Origin of the sequence: Streptomyces sp. NPDC048185 (genome assembly GCF_043202495.1) — a bacterium.
Taxonomy (GTDB): domain Bacteria; phylum Actinomycetota; class Actinomycetes; order Streptomycetales; family Streptomycetaceae; genus Streptomyces.
Genome location: NZ_JBIDAN010000002.1, coordinates 947,059 through 963,603, shown reverse-complemented (window position 1 = coordinate 963,603; position 16,545 = coordinate 947,059). Strand labels below are relative to the sequence as shown.

The window sequence follows — 16,545 nt, the reverse complement described above, 5'->3', positions numbered from 1 at the left end:
CGACAGCCCGGAGGCGAACCGTGAGCCGACCCCGCATCGTGATCGTCGGCGCCGGCTTCGCCGGGTACCGGACGGCCCGCACCCTGTCCCGGCTCACCCGGCACCAGGCCGACATCACCCTGCTCAACCCGACCGACTACCTCCTCTACCTGCCCCTGCTGCCCCAGGTCGCCGCCGGCGTTCTCGAACCGCGCCGGGTCAGCGTGTCCCTGTCCGGGACCCTGCCCCGCGTCCGGCTGGTGCTCGGCGAGGCCGACGGCATCGACCTCGACGGGCACACCGTGCACTACACCGACCCGGAGGGCGGCGAGGGCGTCCTGCCCTTCGACCGGCTGGTGCTCGCCGCGGGCAGCGTCAACAAGCTGCTGCCGATCCCCGGCGTGGCCGAGCACGCCCACGGTTTCCGCGGGCTGCCGGAGGCGCTGTACCTGCGCGACCACGTCACGCGGCAGGTGGAGCTGGCCGCCGCGGCCCGGGACCGCGCGGAGTGTGCCGCCCGGTGCACCTTCGTCGTGGTCGGCGCCGGATACACCGGCACGGAGGTCGCCGCGCACGGCCAGATGTACACCGACGCGCAGGTCCGCAAGCACCCGATGCGCACGGGCATGCGGCCCCGCTGGATGCTGCTGGACGTGGCGCCGCGCGTCCTGCCCGAGATGGACGAACGGCTCTCCCGCACCGCCGAACGGGTGCTGCGGCAGCGGGGCGTCGACGTGCGGATGGGTACGTCGGTGAAGGAGGCCACGCACGACGGGGTGGTGCTGACCGACGGCACGACCGTCGACACGCGCACGCTGGTGTGGTGCGTGGGCGTACGGCCCGACCCGCTGGTGGAGTCCCTCGGGCTGCCCCTGGAACGCGGCCGGCTGCTCGTCGACCCCCACCTCCAGGTGCCGGGGCGTCCCGAGCTGTTCGCCTGCGGCGACGTGGCGGCGGTGCCCGATCTGAACGACCCCGGCGCGTACACGCCGATGACCGCGCAGCACGCCTGGCGGCACGGCAAGGTCTGCGCGCACAACGTCGCCGCGTCCCTCGGCCTCGGCGGCGAGCGGCGGCCCTACCGGCACCGGGACCTGGGCTTCGTCGTGGACCTGGGCGGGACCAAGGCCGCGGCCGATCCGCTCGGTGTCCCCCTGTCCGGCCCGGTGGCCGGCGCGGTCACCCGCGGCTACCACCTCGCGGCCATGCCGGGCAACCGTGTCCGGGTCGCCGCCGACTGGCTGCTGGACGCGGTGCTGCCCCGACAGGCCGTGCAGCTAGGCCTCGTACGGTCGTGGTCGGTGCCGCTGGAATCGGCGTCCCCCGAGCTGGCGCGGGTCCCGGCGGGGGCCGTGGCCGGGCGTACGCAGAACGACTCGGCCGGCTCCGGCCCCCGGGAGACGCCGGCTCCCACGGCGAGCCGCCCGACGGACACCGGCACCGACGACGAGCGCCGGCCCGGTGGCGAGCGGGCGACGACCCCGCCCGGCGGTGAACCGGCGAAGCGACAGCCTGGCGGCGAGCGGGCGAGAGGCTCGGCCGGTGGCGGGCGGGCGGTGACCTCGCCCGGTGGCGCAGCGGCGAAGGGCCAGCCCGGCGGTAGCTCGACGGGCAGCCGACCCGGTGGCGCAGCGGCGAAGGACCGGCCTGGCGGCGAGCCGGCGAGAGGCTCGGCCGGTGGTGGGCCGGCGGTGACCTCGCCCGGTGGCGCAGCGGCGAAGCACCAGCCCGGCGGTAGCTCGACGGGCAGGCCGCCCGGTGGTGAACCGGCGAAGCGGCAGCCCGGCGGTGAGCCGGCGAAGGGCCCGGCCGGTGGTGGGCCGGCGGTGACCTCGCCCGGTGGTGAACCGGCGAAGCAGCAGCCTGGTGACGAGCCGCTGAGGGGCCGGCCCGTTGGCGAGCCCGCGAAGGGCCAGCCGGGTGGTGAGCCGGCGAAGCAGCAGCCCGGCGGCGAGCCCGCGAAGCAGCAGCCGGGTGGTGAGCCCGCGAAGAGCCGTAGTGCGGATGCGCCGCCCAAGCCCGGTCCGCCCAAGCCCGGTCCGCCCAAGCCCGGGCCGGCGGGTGGCCGTGGCAGGGCCGGTGCGGGCGGGGGTCAGGCCAAGCCTGGGCCGTCGGGCGTCCGGGCCAAGCCGGGGCCGTCGGGCATGCGGGCCAAGCCCGGGCCGGCCGGTACCCGGGGCAAGGCCCGGCCCGCCGCCCCGGCCCGCGCCAAGCCGCCGTCCGCCCCGACCCGTTCCGCCGGCGGTCCCGCCGACCCCGGACCCGAACCGCCGGCCGACCAGCCGCCGCCCGGCCCCGGCATCGCCCCCGGTCCCGTCAGGCGTACCGACGGACCCTACGAAGGAGACTCATGAACACCGGTGAACTCACCGAACTCGGACAGCAGCTGCGCGTCGACAGCGTGCGCGCCTCCGCCGCGGCCGGCTCCGGGCACCCGACGTCCTCGATGTCCGCCGCCGACCTGGTGGCGGTGCTGTTCGCCAACCACTTCCGCTACGACTTCCAGCGCCCCGCCAACCCCGGCAATGACCGCTTCGTCCTGTCCAAGGGACACGCCTCGCCCCTGCTGTACTCCGCCTTCAAGGCGGCCGGCGCCATCGACGACGAGGAGCTGCTCACCTTCCGCAAGCTGGGCAGCCGTCTGGAGGGCCACCCCACGCCGCAGCGGCTGCCGTGGGTCGAGACGGCGACCGGCTCGCTCGGCCAGGGCCTGCCCGTCGGCGTCGGCATCGCCCTGTCCGGCAAGCGGCTGGACCACGCCGACTACCGGGTGTGGGTGCTGTGCGGCGACAGCGAGATGGCCGAGGGATCGGTGTGGGAGGCCGCCGAGCACGCCGGGCACGAACGCCTCGACAACCTCACCGTGATCGTGGACGTCAACCGCCTCGGCCAGCGTGGCCCCACCCGGCACGGCCACGACCTCGACGCCTACGCCCGCCGCTTCAGGGCCTTCGACTGGCACACGATCGAGATCGACGGCCACGACGTCGACGCCGTCGACCGCGCCTACGGCGAGGCCCTGTCGACCAGCGGCCAGCCCACCGCGATCATCGCCCGCACCCTCAAGGGCAAGGGCGTCCGGGCCGTGGAGGACCGTGAGGGCCAGCACGGCAAGCCGGTGCCGGACGCCGACGAGGCGATCGCCGAACTCGGCGGCCCGCGCGACCTCACCCTCCGGGTGCACGAGCCGCCGTCCACGCGGGCCCTGCACTCGGCCGGCTCCGGGCAGCTCGAACTGCCCCGGTACGAGGTCGGCGACGAACTGGCCACCCGCAACGCCTTCGGCGAGGCGCTGGCCGCGCTCGGCACCGCCCGCGGCGACGTCGTCGCCCTCGACGGCGAGGTCGGCGACTCCACCCGCGCCGAGTTCTTCGCCAAGAAGCACCCCGAGCGGTACTTCGAGTGCTACATCGCCGAGCAGCAGATGGTCGCCGCCGCCGTCGGCATGGCGGCGCGCGGCTGGGTGCCGTACGCCACGACCTTCGCGGCCTTCCTGACCCGCGCCTACGACTTCGTCCGCATGGCCTCGATCAGCGGCTCCGGCCTCAACCTCGTCGGCTCCCACTCGGGCGTGGCCATCGGCCAGGACGGGCCCAGCCAGATGGGTCTGGAGGACCTGGCCATGATGCGGGCCGTCCACGGCTCCACCGTGCTCTGCCCGTGCGACGCCAACCAGACCGCCCGCCTCGTCGCCGGGATGGCCGGGCTGGAGGGCATCCGCTATCTGCGCACCTCCCGCGGCGAGAGCAAGGTGATCTACGGGCCCGACGAGGAGTTCCCCATCGGCGGCAGCAAGGTGCTGCGTTCGTCGGACCGGGACCGGCTGACCGTCGTCGCGGCGGGCGACACCGTGCACGAGGCGCTGGCCGCGGCCGACGCGCTCGCCGCGGAGGACATCGCGATCCGGGTGATCGACCTGTACTCGGTCAAGCCGGTGGACCGGGAGACCCTGCGCCGGGCCGCCGAGGAGACCGGCTGCCTGCTGTCCGTGGAGGACCACCGGGAGGAGGGCGGCATCGGCGACGCGATCCTCGACGCCTTCACCGACGGGCGGCCGGTGCCACGCATGGTCCGGCTCGCCGTACGGACGATGCCCGGCTCGGCGTCGCCCGACGAGCAGTTGCGCGCGGCGGGCATCGACGCCGACTCCATCGCGGCGGCGGGCCGGCTGCTGGTGGGGGAGGCGGTCGTCGCGTGAGCCAGGACGCCGCACGGACCGTCCGGGCCGGCCGGCACACCGTGGAGGTCCACCGGCCCGGCAAGGTGCTGTTCCCCGCCGGGAGCGGCCGGGACGGCACCGGCGGCGCCGGGGAGTACACCAAGGGCGACCTCGTCGACTACTACCGGGCCGTCGCGCCGTTCATGCTGCCGCACCTGCGGGGCCGCCCGCTCATGCTGGAGCGGCACCCGGACGGCGTGGACGGCCCCCGGTTCATGCAGAAGAACACCCCGGAGCACTACCCGGACTGGATCTCCCGCGTCGAGGTGACCAAGGAGGGCGGGACGGTCTGCCACACCGTCTGTGACGACACCGCCACCCTCCTGTACCTCGCCGACCAGGCCGCCGTCACCCTGCACCGGTGGCTGTCGCGGGCGGGGCGGGCCGACCGGCCGGACCGGCTGGTCTTCGACCTCGATCCGTCCGGTGACGACTTCCCCCGGGTCCGTGAGGCGGCCGTGCTCCTGGGCGAACTGCTCGACGAGCTCGGCCTTCCCTCGGCGCTCATGACCACCGGCTCGCGCGGCCTGCACGTGACCGTGCCGTTGAAGGGCGACCAGGACTTCGACGAGGTGCGGGAGTTCGCGCGGGACGTCGCCGACACCCTGGCCGCGGCACACCCGGACCGGCTCACGACCGCCGCCCGCAAGAAGGACCGCGGCGACCGGCTCTACCTCGACATCCAGCGCAACGCCTACGCGCAGACCGCGGTGGCGCCCTTCTCCGTCCGCGCCCTGCCCGGCGCGCCGGTGGCGACCCCGCTGTCCTGGGACCAACTGGACGACCCCGGCCTGCACGCCCGGCGCTGGACCGTCGCGGACGCCGTCGAGCAGGCCCGCACCCGGCCCTGGGACGGGGTCATGAGCCGCGCGCGGGCGCTGGGACCCGCCCGGCGACGGCTGACCGCCCTGCGCGGCTGACCTCCGCCCGGGTCGGACCGCCGGCCGCTCCGGTTGCGCGGACCCGCGGCACATGCATGGGCCGATGGAGGTTTGGCGAACACACTTGCGGCCACACGGGGAGGAGAGGTGGCCATGTCGAACACGAACAACACGTCCGCATCACAGACATCGCGACAGAATTCACGTAAATCACAGTCTTCTCACGAGTCGCAGGACTCGCAGGAAACACAACAAGAACCGAAAGCGCGCAGGCCGCGGCCGATGGAGATCCTCCGGGAGGCGCGTGCTCAGCTCGCGGAGCTCACCGGAATGACCGCGGAGTCCGTGTCGTCCTTCGAGCAGACGGAGGACGGCTGGTCGCTGGAGGTCGAGGTTCTCGAACTCGAGCGGGTGCCGGACACGATGAGCCTGATGGGCAGCTACGTGGTGGAACTCGACCCCGACGGGCAGCTGACCGGCTACCGGCGCGTCAGGCGCTACGAACGTGGTCGGGCCGACGCCCGCGGCGGTCGCTGACCACCCGGCGGGCACACGGACGCACCGGCACACGGACACACGGACACACACCCACGGAATGGATGGAGGGACAGCCGGCATGACAGTCGTACCGGCACAGCAGTCCGGCGGCGGAGGCGGCAGCAGCGGCCTCTACGACGTTCTCGAGCTCGTACTGGACAGGGGGCTCGTCATCGACGCATTCGTGCGCGTCTCCCTGGTCGGTATCGAGATCCTCAAGATCGACGTCCGCGTCGTCGTCGCCAGTGTCGACACCTATCTGCGCTTCGCCGAGGCGTGCAACCGCCTCGACCTCGAGGCCGGGCCGCGCAAGGACCCGGGTCTGCCCGACCTGGTCGGAGAAATGACGGAGTCCGGCGCCCGCGGCAAGTCCAAGGGGGCGCTGTCCGGCGCCGCCGAAACCATTTCGGACGCGTTCAAGCAGGGCCGCGACGAGAGCGGCTCCGAGCGGGAGACGGCCTCGCGTCCGCGTGCCCGCAAGACCGCGTCGCGTCGTAAGGAGGAGCAGGAGTGAGCACGTACGTCTACGGCATCACCGCCGGGTCCCACCCCTCCCTCCCGGACGGGCTGACGGGCGTCGGCGAGCCGCCGCGCGAGGTGCGGATCCTCAAGGAGGGCGAACTGGCGGCGGTCGTCAGCGACGCCCCCGAGGACCTGCGCCCCAAGCGCAGGGAGCTGCTCGCCCATCAGAACGTGCTCAGCGAGGCGGGGGCGGAGGGGTGCGTCCTGCCCATGCGCTTCGGCAGCGTCGCCCCGGACGACAGCGCGGTCACCGCGGTGCTCGCCGAGCGTGCCGAGCACTACCAGGAGCGTCTGCGGGCCCTGGACGACCGGGTCGAGTACAACATCAAGGCCAATCACGTCGAGGAAGCCGTACTGCATCACGTGATGGCCGACAACCCGGAGATCCGCGCGCTCGCGGAGGCCAACCGGCAGTCCAGCGGCGGCAGTTACGAGGACAAGATCCGGCTCGGCGAGATGGTCGCCGCCGCCGTGAAGGACAAGGAGTCGGTGGACGGCGCCGCGGTGGAGCGCGCCCTGGAGCCGGCCGCCGACGCCGTCAGCGTCGGCCCCGAGTCCACCGGCTGGCTCGCCAACGTGTCGTTCCTGGTGAAGCGGGAGACGGCCGAGGAGTTCCTGGCCGCCGTGGAGCGGGTCCGCAGGGAGATGCCGCACCTCGAGGTGCGCGTGAACGGACCGCTGCCGCCGTACAGCTTCGTGGAGCCCGGCCCGGCCGAGCCCGCGGGCACCGCGGCCGGTGGTGTGGACGCCGGAGCGGGGTGACGACCGTGGGACTTTTCTCGGAGATCCTCATGCTGCCGCTCGCCCCTGCGCGCGGAGCCGGCTGGGCGGTCAAACAGGTGCTGGCCGAGGCCGAGCGCATCTACTACGACCCCTCCACGATCCGGGCCGAACTCGCCCGGCTGGAAGAGCGGTTGGAGGCCGGAGAGATCACCGAGGAGGAGTTCGACCAGGAGGAGGACGTCCTCCTGGACCGGCTGGAGATCGCTACGCGCCACAGCGCGGGATTGGGCAACGGGACGGCACCATGAATCGAACGGGACTGGGCCTCGCCGTAGGGGCCGGCTATCTGCTGGGACGCACGAAGAAGCTGAAAATGGCGATCGCCGTGGGCACCATGGTGGCCGGCAAGAAGCTGAACCTGACCCCGAAGGGCATCGCGGAACTGCTCTCCACGCAGTTGCAGAACAATCCGCAGTTCAAGGAGATCGGGGACCAGCTGCGCACGGACCTGCGGGGCGTGGGCAAGGCCGCGTCGGGGGCCATGGTCGAGCGGCAGATCGACGCGCTCGCCGACCGCCTGCACGGGCGCACCGCGCAGGTGCGCGACCAGCTCTCCGGCGCGCCCTCGGCCGAGGACTCGGACGACTCGGAGTACGACGACGAGTCGCGGGACGAGGAGCAGCGGGACGAGGAGCCGGCGGAGGGGGCGGACGAGGCCCAGGAGCCCGAGCGCCGCCGCGAGCGGCCCGCGAAGAAGGCGTCCGAGGCGGCGCGCGGGGCGGCGAAGAAGGCCCCCGCGAAGCGGCCGGCGAAGAAGGCCGCCGCGAAGGCGCCCGCGCGCAAGACGGCCGCCAAGCGGGCGCAGCCCGCCAAGAAGGCGGCCGGCAAGAAGACGGCGTCCGCCCGCGGCGCCGGTTCCCGGCAGTCGAAGGGCGGTGGTGAGCGATGACCGACACCCTCGGTTCCGCGGCCTCCACGGCAGGCAAGGCCGCGAAGAAGAATCCGCTCGCCGACGTGGCGCAGAGCGAGGCGGCCGACCGCCTGAAGGCGGAGGTGCAGGACTACCTCGCCGCCCAGGCCACGCGGCTGCTGACCGGCGTCGGCCGCAAGCTCGGCGAGACCACGGGCAAGCTGAACGACATAGCCGAGGGCAACAGCCCCGGCTTCGCCAAGCTCGCCCTCGACGGCGGACGCAAGCTCGCCGAGGGCAAGAGCCCGGTGCGGGCCGCGCTCGAGGTCGGCGCCGGCAAGGTGAAGGACAACGTGGTCGGCGCCTTCAAGAACCTCGGCGGCGGCAAGGGCAGGAAGAAGGGCGGCGGCGGTCAGAAGCCGACCGTCATCATCGAGTACGTCGACGTCGGCGTGCCGCTGCGCACCGCCTACGACCAGTGGACGCAGTACCAGGACTTCAGCACCTTCGCCAAGGGCGTCAAGAGCGCGAACCGCGCCGACGACACCTCCTCCGACTGGCAGCTGAAGGTCTTCTGGTCCAACCGGAGCTGGAAGGCGAAGACCACCGAGCAGGTGCCCGACGACCGGATCTCCTGGACGTCCGAGGGCGCCAAGGGCACCACCAAGGGCGTCGTCAGCTTCCACAAGCTCGCGGACAACCTGACCCGCGTCATCCTGGTCATCGAGTACTACCCCAGCGGTCTGTTCGAGAAGACCGGCAACATCTGGCGCGCCCAGGGCCGCCGGGCCCGGCTCGACCTGAAGAACTTCGTCCGCCACATCACCCTCAAGGGCGAGGCGGAGGACGGCTGGCGCGGCGAGATCCGCGACGGCGAGGTCGTCCGCAGCCACGAGGACGCGGTCGCGGAGGAGGAGCAGGAGGGCGAGGACCAGGAAGGCGAGGAGCAGGAGGGCGAGGAGCCGGAGGACCGGGAGAGCGACGAGGACGGCGAGTCCGACGAGGCGGAAGACGCCTACGACGAGGAGGACGACGAGGACGCTCCGTACGCCGAGGACGAGGACGAGGACGACGGCGAGACGGAGGAGGAGTCCGACGAGCCCGAGGACGAGGACGCCTACGAGGAGGAGCCCGACGCGGAGTACGAGGAGGAGGAAGAAGACGGCGCCGACGCCGACGCCGAGGACGAGTACGCGTCCCGCGGTGAGTACGCGGACGACGACGAGTACGCCGGCCGCGGGAGTCGTCGATGACCACTCCCAGCCGGCTGCCCGATCCCTACGGCCAGGGACAGAGCGCCAATCTCGCTGACATCCTGGAGCGGGTGCTCGACAAGGGTGTCGTCATCGCGGGCGACATCCGGATCAACCTGCTCGACATCGAGCTGCTGACGATCAAGCTGCGGCTCATCGTCGCCTCCGTCGACAAGGCCAAGGAAATGGGCATCGACTGGTGGGAGAGCGACCCGGCGCTCTCCTCGCGCGCACGGCGCGACGAACTGACCCGGGAGAACGCGGAGCTGCGTGAGCGCCTGCGGGAGCTGGAATCGGGCCGCGTACCGAGGGAGGAACGATGACGGCACTGCGATACGTCTACGCCGTCTGCCGGCCCTTCGACGTCCCCCTCCAGTCCCAGCTGGCCGGGGTGGCGGGCTCCCCGCCCCGGCTGCTGCCCCACCGCGGTCTGGTCGCCGTGGTCAGCCACGTGCCCGAGCGCGACTTCTCGGAGGAGTCGCTGCGGGCCCACCTGGAGGACCTGGACTGGCTCGCCGGGACCGCCCGCGCCCACCAGCAGGTCGTCGACGCGCTCACCGTCGTCACCACGCCGCTGCCGCTCCGGCTGGCCACGGTCTTCCGGGACGACAGCGGCGTCCGCGTGATGATGGAGGAGCGCGAGGACGACTTCCTGCGCACCCTCGACCGGCTGGCGGGCCGGGTGGAATGGGGGGTGAAGGTGTACGTCGAGGCGGATCCCGCGCAGTCCGACCGCCCGGCGGAGCCCGAACCGAAGCCCGCCACGGGCCGTGACTACCTGCGGCAGCGGCGCATGCGGGCGCGGGCGCACGAGGACCTGTGGTCCCGGGCGGAGGAGTTCGCGACGCGACTGCACGCGAACCTGTCCTCCCGGGCCGACGACGCGCGGCTGCACGCACCGCAGAACCCCACGCTCTCCGGCGCCGCCGGACGGAACGTCCTCAACGCCGCCTATCTGGTGTCGCGGGACGTCTCCGAGGAGTTCGTGGAGATCGTGGACCGTACGAAGGACGACACTCCCGGGCTGCGCGTGGAACTCACCGGCCCGTGGGCCGCCTACTCCTTCGCGGGGGAGACCTCCGGCGAGGACGCGGCGGGTGCGGAGGCGGCGGGTGCGGAGACGGCGGGGGAGGAGTCATGACCGTCGTCGAACGGCGCGAGATCGCCCTCGTGGACCTGCTCGACCGGCTGCTGGCCGGCGGAGTGGTCATCACCGGTGACATCACGCTGCGCATCGCGGACGTCGACCTGGTCCGCATCGACCTCAACGCGTTGATCAGCTCGGTCAACCGCAATGTGCCGTCACCGTTCGGGGACTGACGTGACCGAGAACCCCGAACGCCGCAAACGGCTCGACCTGGACCCCGACACGGTCGAGCGCGATCTGGTCAAACTGGTGCTGACCGTCGTGGAGCTGCTGCGCCAGCTCATGGAGCGGCAGGCGCTGCGCCGGGTCGACGAGGGCGACCTGAGCGAGGAGCAGGAGGAGCGGATCGGGCTCACCCTGATGCTGCTCGACGACCGCATGACCGAACTGCGCGACCGCTACGGCCTGCGGCCCGAGGACCTGAACCTGGACCTCGGACCGCTGGGACCGCTGCTGCCCCGGGAGTGAGTCCCCGGGGCAGCCGCCTCACCGTCTGTCGGTCACCACCCGTGGCGGCGGCCTTGGCCGCCGCCTGTGGTCGTCCCAAGGACCATGCGCCGGTCAGGCGTCCGTCAGGCTTCCTTCCGGCACAGGATCTCCCCGTGCAGGACGCTGAACCAGCCCTCGGGCCGCCGGCCCCACTCCCGCCAGGCCGCCGACACGGCCCGCAGGTCCTCCGTCGTGGCGTGGCCGCCCTCCGTGGCCCGGTCGGCGTAGGCCGAGGCGAGGGTGCGGTCCGCCCACAGGCCGCTCCACCATTCCCGCTCGTCCGGTGCGGAGAAGGTCCAGGTGGCCGAGGTCGCCGTGATGTCCGTGAACCCGGCCTCCAGCGCCCAGGCCTTCAGCCGGCGTCCGGCGTCCGGCTCGCCCCCGTTGGCGCGGGCCACCCGGCGGTACAGGTCCAGCCAGCCGTCCATGCCCGCGGAGGCGGGGTACCAGGTCATGGCGCCGTAGTCCGAGTCGCGGACGGCGACGAATCCGTTCGGCTTCGCCACCCGCCTCATCTCGCGCAGCGCCTGCACCGGGTCGCCCACGTGCTGGAGCACCTGGTGGGCGTGGACCACGCAGAACGTGTCGTCCGGGTAGTCCAGGCCGTGGACGTCTGCGACCGCGAAGTCGGTGTTGGACAGGCCGCGCCCGGCGGCGGTGGCGCGGGCCCGCTCCACGATCTCCGGGGCCCGGTCCACGCCGGTCACGTGCCCGTCGGGCACCAGCTCCGCCAGGTCCGCGGTGATGGTGCCGGGGCCGCAGCCGATGTCGAGGATCTTCATGTGCGGCTTCAGCGAGCCGAGCAGGTACGCGGCCGAGTTGGCGGCGGTGCGCCAGGTGTGCGAGCGCAGCACGGACTCGTGGTGTCCGTGCGTGTACACGGCGGTCTCCTGCTGTCCGGACATGGCGGATCCCCTCTTTGCGACTGCGCGACGCACCGGTGCGCGGGGTACGGCGACCCCGCCCGGCAGCAGGATCACCGTACGCCCGCGCACCACATGATGAGACCGGCGTATTGATATATGGACTGACGGAGGGTCAGGACACGGTCCCGGTGCCGCGTCAGGAAGAGTGCTCGGCGAGACGGTTGCCGGACAGCGGGCGGTAGGCGGTGAGCGCCTCGGGCAGCTTCTCCAGCGTCAGGTCGCCCTGTGTCTCGGTGATCTCGCCGTCGTACGCCAGCAGGGTGCCCGGCGCGACACCGGTCAGCCGGAGCCGCCCCACCTGCACCGCCGCGTGGGCGGGGGAGCGGGTCAGCGGACCGGCGAACGCCGCCGAGAGCAGACGCAGGGCCGGCCGGCGGCCGCCGTGCACCACCCGGATGTCCAGCTGGCCGTCCGCCAGGTCCAGCCGGCGGCCGGGGGCCAGGCCCATCCGGTGGTACGTGCCGTTGCCCGCGAACAGCATCCACAGCGGGCGCCTGCGCCCCTGCACCTCGGCCTCCAGCGGATGCCGGTCGGCGCGCAGCACCCGTACCGCGGCCAGCAACCCGGCCGGCCAGCCGCCGATCCGGGGCGACCAGCGCTCCCGCTCGCGCACCAGCTCCGGGTACACGCCGAGGCTGAAGGTGTTCAGGAAGATGCCGCGCTGCTCACCGGAGGTGAACCGGCCGACGTCCACCCGCACGCCCTCCCCGCCCTCCAGCGCCCGGCACAGATCCTTGACGTCCTCCACCCCCAGGTCGTAGGCGAAGTGGTTGAGCGTGCCGCCCGGCAGCACCGCCAGCGGCAGGCCGTGGCGCATCGCGATCTCCGCGGCGGCGTTCACGGTGCCGTCGCCGCCGCAGACGCCGAGCACCCGGGCGCGGTCCGCCGCCTTCTCCAGCTCGGCGCCGACGTCACCCGGCTCGCACTCGACGACCTCGGCCTCCGGCAGCGCGTCGCACAGGGCGCGCACCCGGTCCGCGGTGCCCGAGGCGGTGTTGGCCACCATCACCAGACCCTCGCCCCGCGGCAGTGCCGGGACGTCCGCGCGCGGCCTGGCCGGCGGGATGAGCTGGGCCCGCGTGGGCACCATGCCCCGCACGGCGAACGCGGCGCCCGCCCCGAGCGCCGCCCCGGCGAGCACGTCGCTCGGGAAGTGCACACCCGTGTAGACCCGCGAGAGCGCCACCGCGGCGGCCACCGGCGCCACCGCGGCGCCCCACGCGGGTGACTCCAGCGCGACGCCGGTGGCGAACGCGGCGGCCGATGCCGCGTGGCCGGACGGGAAGGACGTGGTGATCGGCTGCCGCTTCAGCTGCCGGACCACCGGCACCGGGTCCAGCACGGGCCGGGGGCGGCGGACCGAGCGCTTGCCGAGCGTGTTGATCGTCAGCGAGGCCAGGCTCAGCGAGGCGAGGCCCCGGACGGCGGCGCGCCGGGACCGCGGGGTGCGGGCCGCGGCCAGCGCGGCGGCCGCCCCGAACCACAGCACGCCGTGGTTGGCGCTGCGGCTGAGCCGGGGCAGCAGGTGGTCGGCGCCGGGCCAGTGCCGGGCGGCGACCGCCTCGAACACGCGTTGGTCCAGCCGCAGCAGGCCGTTGCGCACCGGATGCGGGCCGGGCGTCGGGGCGGTGAGGTCTACGTCGGGGCTCATTCCTCCCGCCTACCCGGCGGACGGCGATTCCTGCGGGTGGCGTGCCGCACGTGCCTTCCGGCCCGTACTCGGGGAAAGCATTTGCCCGGACGGCGTCCGCGGCCGCAGAATCCGGCCCATGGGTCATCTCGAAGCCGCGCACCTGGAGTACTACCTCCCCGACGGGAGGGCGCTGCTCGGCGATGCCTCCTTCCGGGTGGGGGAGGGCGCCGTCGTGGCCCTCGTCGGACCCAACGGGGCCGGCAAGACCACCCTGCTGCGCCTGTTGTCCGGGGAGCTCAAGCCGCACGGCGGGACCGTCACCGTCGGCGGCGGCCTCGGAGTGATGCGCCAGTTCGTGGGCTCCGTGCGCGACGGGACGACCGTGCGGGACCTGCTGGTGTCCGTCGCGCCGCCCCGCATCCGCGAGGCCGCGCGCGCCGTCGACGCCGCCGAGCACGCGATCATGACGGTCGACGACGAGGCCGCCCAGATGCGCTACGCGCAGGCCCTCGCCGACTGGGCCGAGGTCCAGGGCTACGAGGCCGAGACGCTGTGGGACATCTGCACCACGGCCGCGCTCGGCGTCCCCTACGACAAGGCCCAGTGGCGGCAGGTGCGCACGCTCTCCGGCGGCGAGCAGAAACGCCTCGTCCTGGAGGCGCTGCTGCGCGGCACCGACGAGGTGCTGCTGCTCGACGAGCCGGACAACTACCTCGACGTGCCCGGCAAGCGCTGGCTGGAGGAGCGGCTGGAGGAGACCCGCAAGACCGTCCTCTTCGTCTCCCACGACCGCGAACTCCTCGCCCGCGCCGCCCAGAAGATCGTCTCCCTCGAACCCGGACCGGCCGGCGCCGACGCCTGGGTGCACGGCGGCGGCTTCGCCACCTTCCACGAGGCCCGCCGCGAGCGCTTCGCCCGCTTCGAGGAACTGCGCCGCCGCTGGGACGAGAAGCACGCCCAGCTCAAGAAACTCGTACTGACGCTGCGTCAGGCCGCTGCGGTCAGCCACGAGATGGCCTCGCGCTACGCCGCGGCCCAGACCCGGCTGCGCAAGTTCGAGGAGGCCGGCCCGCCGCCCGAGCCGCCCCGCGAGCAGGACATCAGGATGCGCCTGAAGGGCGGCCGGACCGGCGTCCGCGCCGTCACCTGCGAGGGCCTCGAACTCACCGGCCTGATGAAGCCCTTCGACCTGGAGGTCTTCTACGGCGAACGGGTCGCCGTCCTCGGCTCCAACGGCTCCGGCAAGTCGCACTTCCTGCGGCTCCTCGCGGGCGAGGAGGTGGCGCACACCGGGAAGTGGAAGCTCGGCGCGCGCGTGGTGCCGGGGCACTTCGCGCAGACCCACGCCCACCCCGAGCTGATGGGACGCACACTCCTGGACATCCTGTGGAGCGAACACTCCCAGGACCGGGGCGCCGCCATGTCCCGGCTGCGCCGCTACGAACTGACCCAGCAGGCCGAGCAGACCTTCGAGCGGCTCTCCGGCGGCCAGCAGGCCCGCTTCCAGATCCTCCTGCTGGAGCTGGAGGGCGTCACGGCCCTGCTGCTCGACGAGCCGACCGACAACCTCGACCTGGAATCGGCCGAAGCCCTCCAGGAAGGACTGGAGGGCTTCGAGGGCACGGTCCTCGCGGTCACCCACGACCGCTGGTTCGCCCGCTCCTTCGACCGCTACCTCGTCTTCGGCAGCGACGGCCGCGTCCGCGAGACGCCGGAGCCGGTCTGGGACGAGCGGCGGGTGGAGCGGGCCCGGTAACCGGCCGCCGGGGCGCTCAGCGCCAGCGCAGCAGGGCGCCGAGGCCGCCCACCGGCGCGTCCGTCGCCTCCTCCTGCGGCAGGGCCGGCGTCACCGAGATCGCCGGGGCACCGGTCATCACCGCCGAGCGCAGCAGCGCGTCGTCCGCGCGGGCCGACCAGGAGTTCTGCTCGCCGAGCGTCTTCAGCTCCGTGCGGCGCATCGCGAGCTGGTCGGCGTCCTCGCCGATCCACACCTCCAGGCGGGTGTCGGGCCCGTCCGGAATGATCAGCAGCTCGTCGATGCGGTGCTCCCTGGCGGCCTCGATCAGCGCCGGCACGCCCTCCACCGCGGCGGCCCGGCCCTCGCCGTCGGGTGCGCGGGCGGCCAGGAACCTGTCCAGGTCGTCCCGCGCCCGCGAGCGGACGTGATCGTCGCGCAGCCGCTCGACGTCACCGTCCAGCAGCCGGCTGCCGGCACCGTGCGCGGACTCCACGATCCGGCCCTGCAGCCGCTTGGGCAGCCGGTCGTGCACCGCCCGCCGCTCGCGGTCGTCACCCACCAGGATCAGCAGGTCGGCACCCGTCTCCTCCTGGCACACCGCGAGCGCGTCCGCGATCTCCGCCGCGTTGTGCTCCCAGGTGTTCTCCACCCGCAGCTGGAAGTGGCGCTCCGACCAGTCGATGCTGCTCGTGCGGTGCACGGGCCACTGCCGGCCGGTCACCGAGCCCGCGTCCCGGCTGCCCAGCGCGCTGCGCAGCTCGAAGTCGGCGCCCTTGCGGTCGATGTACGCCACGACGCACACGGGGTCCTCGCCCGCCAGCTCCAGCAGCGGCGTCACGCGCGGCAGCGGCGCCCAGTGGGCCTCGGTACCGCCCTGCGGGGGGCGGGCCAGCGGCTGGTCGAGGACCACTTCCCCGGCCCTGGCGAACAGCGCCCGCCCGTGCGGGTCCGAGGAGTGGCGCAGCCCGTCCACGGCCCCCCGCACGGCCCGGCAGGTCGCGTCGTCCGCCCCCTGCGCAGCCAGCTCCCGGGCCACCGCGGCGGCCGTCAGCTCACGTTCGTGGGGGGTGTCCTCCGTGTGCTGGGAGAGATCGACGTACACGGAGGCCCAGGGCCCCTGCTGTTCGTAGAGTGGGTGCAGAAAGGCGAGTTCCATGGCTCCCTCCCGGGTGCCGCTCGGGGGTGGTAGTGCTTCCGAGGCGGGTACCCGGACCGCATGAACGAACACGACACGCGGGACGACACCGCGGCCGGGGTGGACCCGGGCCGCCTGGACGACCAGCAGCTCATGAAGGAGCTGGAGACCATCCACCGCACGCGCCACGACACCCTGCTGTACGGCTCGAACGACGCGCTGCGGGCCCACAACGGGCGCATGGCCCAGCTCGAGGGCGAATGGCTGCGGCGCAACCCCCGCCGCCCGGTCGCCGCCGGCCGCACGCGCGAGGGCGCCCGGGAACGGGGTTCCGGGGAGAACGCCGCCCCCGGCGTCTGAACGCCGGGCCCGCCCGGGTGTGCCTCTGCGTGCCGCCCGCACGCGGGCCCGGCCGGCCGACGCGTCCGGTACGCGTGGCCGACCGGGCAGGTG

The 16,545-nt window shown here is 73.6% G+C and carries 18 protein-coding genes; 15 read left to right on the top strand and 3 right to left on the bottom strand.

Features of this window, described 5'->3' with window-relative positions:
• Positions 1–20: 20 nt before the first annotated feature.
• From ACGF3H_RS10215 to ACGF3H_RS10155, 13 genes are all read left to right on the top strand, one after another.
• Positions 21–2,333 carry an FAD-dependent oxidoreductase gene (locus ACGF3H_RS10215; RefSeq protein WP_362487916.1) on the top strand — a complete coding sequence of 771 codons (2,313 nt, stop codon included), beginning with the start codon at positions 21–23 and terminating at the stop codon, positions 2,331–2,333.
• Complete coding sequence (locus ACGF3H_RS10210; protein WP_362487919.1) at positions 2,330–4,177, top strand: transketolase; 1,848 nt, start codon at positions 2,330–2,332, stop codon at positions 4,175–4,177. The genes ACGF3H_RS10215 and ACGF3H_RS10210 overlap by 4 nt, the downstream gene beginning before the upstream one ends.
• Positions 4,174–5,118: a non-homologous end-joining DNA ligase gene (gene ligD / locus ACGF3H_RS10205; RefSeq protein ID WP_362487921.1), complete on the top strand. Its 945-nt coding sequence runs from the start codon at positions 4,174–4,176 to the stop codon at positions 5,116–5,118. The genes ACGF3H_RS10210 and ligD overlap by 4 nt, the downstream gene beginning before the upstream one ends.
• 114 nt (positions 5,119–5,232) lie before the next feature.
• A complete protein-coding gene (locus tag ACGF3H_RS10200; RefSeq protein WP_362487924.1) occupies positions 5,233–5,616 on the top strand; it encodes a gas vesicle protein in 384 nt (127 codons plus the stop codon).
• Positions 5,617–5,695: 79 nt separating this feature from the next.
• Positions 5,696–6,130, top strand: a complete 435-nt coding sequence (locus tag ACGF3H_RS10195; protein ID WP_362487927.1) for a gas vesicle structural protein GvpA — start codon at positions 5,696–5,698, stop codon at positions 6,128–6,130.
• Positions 6,127–6,900, top strand: a complete 774-nt coding sequence (locus tag ACGF3H_RS10190) for a GvpL/GvpF family gas vesicle protein (RefSeq protein WP_362487930.1) — start codon at positions 6,127–6,129, stop codon at positions 6,898–6,900. The genes ACGF3H_RS10195 and ACGF3H_RS10190 overlap by 4 nt, the downstream gene beginning before the upstream one ends.
• Positions 6,901–6,905: 5 nt before the next feature.
• Complete coding sequence (locus ACGF3H_RS10185; protein ID WP_362487932.1) at positions 6,906–7,169, top strand: gas vesicle protein GvpG; 264 nt, start codon at positions 6,906–6,908, stop codon at positions 7,167–7,169.
• A complete protein-coding gene (locus ACGF3H_RS10180) occupies positions 7,166–7,810 on the top strand; it encodes a DNA primase (RefSeq protein WP_362487935.1) in 645 nt (214 codons plus the stop codon). The genes ACGF3H_RS10185 and ACGF3H_RS10180 overlap by 4 nt, the downstream gene beginning before the upstream one ends.
• Complete coding sequence (locus tag ACGF3H_RS10175) at positions 7,807–9,024, top strand: SRPBCC family protein (protein WP_362487937.1); 1,218 nt, start codon at positions 7,807–7,809, stop codon at positions 9,022–9,024. The genes ACGF3H_RS10180 and ACGF3H_RS10175 overlap by 4 nt, the downstream gene beginning before the upstream one ends.
• Entirely contained in the window at positions 9,021–9,347 is a 327-nt protein-coding gene (locus ACGF3H_RS10170; RefSeq protein WP_161165809.1) for a gas vesicle protein, read from the top strand. The genes ACGF3H_RS10175 and ACGF3H_RS10170 overlap by 4 nt, the downstream gene beginning before the upstream one ends.
• A complete protein-coding gene (locus tag ACGF3H_RS10165) occupies positions 9,344–10,165 on the top strand; it encodes a GvpL/GvpF family gas vesicle protein (RefSeq protein WP_362487940.1) in 822 nt (273 codons plus the stop codon). Before ACGF3H_RS10170 ends, ACGF3H_RS10165 begins: the two co-directional genes overlap by 4 nt.
• Positions 10,162–10,344, top strand: coding sequence for a gas vesicle protein (locus ACGF3H_RS10160; protein ID WP_077799359.1), 183 nt, complete (start codon positions 10,162–10,164; stop codon positions 10,342–10,344). Before ACGF3H_RS10165 ends, ACGF3H_RS10160 begins: the two co-directional genes overlap by 4 nt.
• A 1-nt stretch (position 10,345) precedes the next feature.
• Positions 10,346–10,639 (top strand): gas vesicle protein K, encoded by a 294-nt coding sequence (locus ACGF3H_RS10155; RefSeq protein WP_393584115.1) that lies wholly within the window; start codon positions 10,346–10,348, stop codon positions 10,637–10,639.
• Between the two features lie 104 nt (positions 10,640–10,743).
• Here the strand turns inward: ACGF3H_RS10155 and ACGF3H_RS10150 are convergent, their stop codons facing one another.
• Positions 10,744–11,565, bottom strand: coding sequence for a methyltransferase domain-containing protein (locus tag ACGF3H_RS10150; RefSeq protein ID WP_362487946.1), 822 nt, complete (start codon positions 11,563–11,565; stop codon positions 10,744–10,746).
• A 157-nt stretch (positions 11,566–11,722) separates the two neighbouring features.
• Entirely contained in the window at positions 11,723–13,237 is a 1,515-nt protein-coding gene (locus ACGF3H_RS10145) for a phosphatase PAP2 family protein (RefSeq protein WP_362487949.1), read from the bottom strand.
• Between the two features lie 118 nt (positions 13,238–13,355).
• On the opposite strand from ACGF3H_RS10145, the gene ACGF3H_RS10140 reads away from it, so the two are divergent.
• Positions 13,356–14,975 carry an ATP-binding cassette domain-containing protein gene (locus ACGF3H_RS10140; RefSeq protein ID WP_362487952.1) on the top strand — a complete coding sequence of 540 codons (1,620 nt, stop codon included), beginning with the start codon at positions 13,356–13,358 and terminating at the stop codon, positions 14,973–14,975.
• A 16-nt stretch (positions 14,976–14,991) separates the two neighbouring features.
• Here the strand turns inward: ACGF3H_RS10140 and ACGF3H_RS10135 are convergent, their stop codons facing one another.
• Complete coding sequence (locus tag ACGF3H_RS10135; RefSeq protein ID WP_362487955.1) at positions 14,992–16,113, bottom strand: Vms1/Ankzf1 family peptidyl-tRNA hydrolase; 1,122 nt, start codon at positions 16,111–16,113, stop codon at positions 14,992–14,994.
• Between the two features lie 60 nt (positions 16,114–16,173).
• Between ACGF3H_RS10135 and ACGF3H_RS10130 the strand changes: the two genes are divergently transcribed.
• On the top strand, positions 16,174–16,452 hold the full coding sequence (locus ACGF3H_RS10130) for a DUF6158 family protein (RefSeq protein ID WP_362487957.1): 279 nt from the start codon (positions 16,174–16,176) through the stop codon (positions 16,450–16,452).
• The last annotated feature ends 93 nt before the right edge of the window (positions 16,453–16,545 follow it).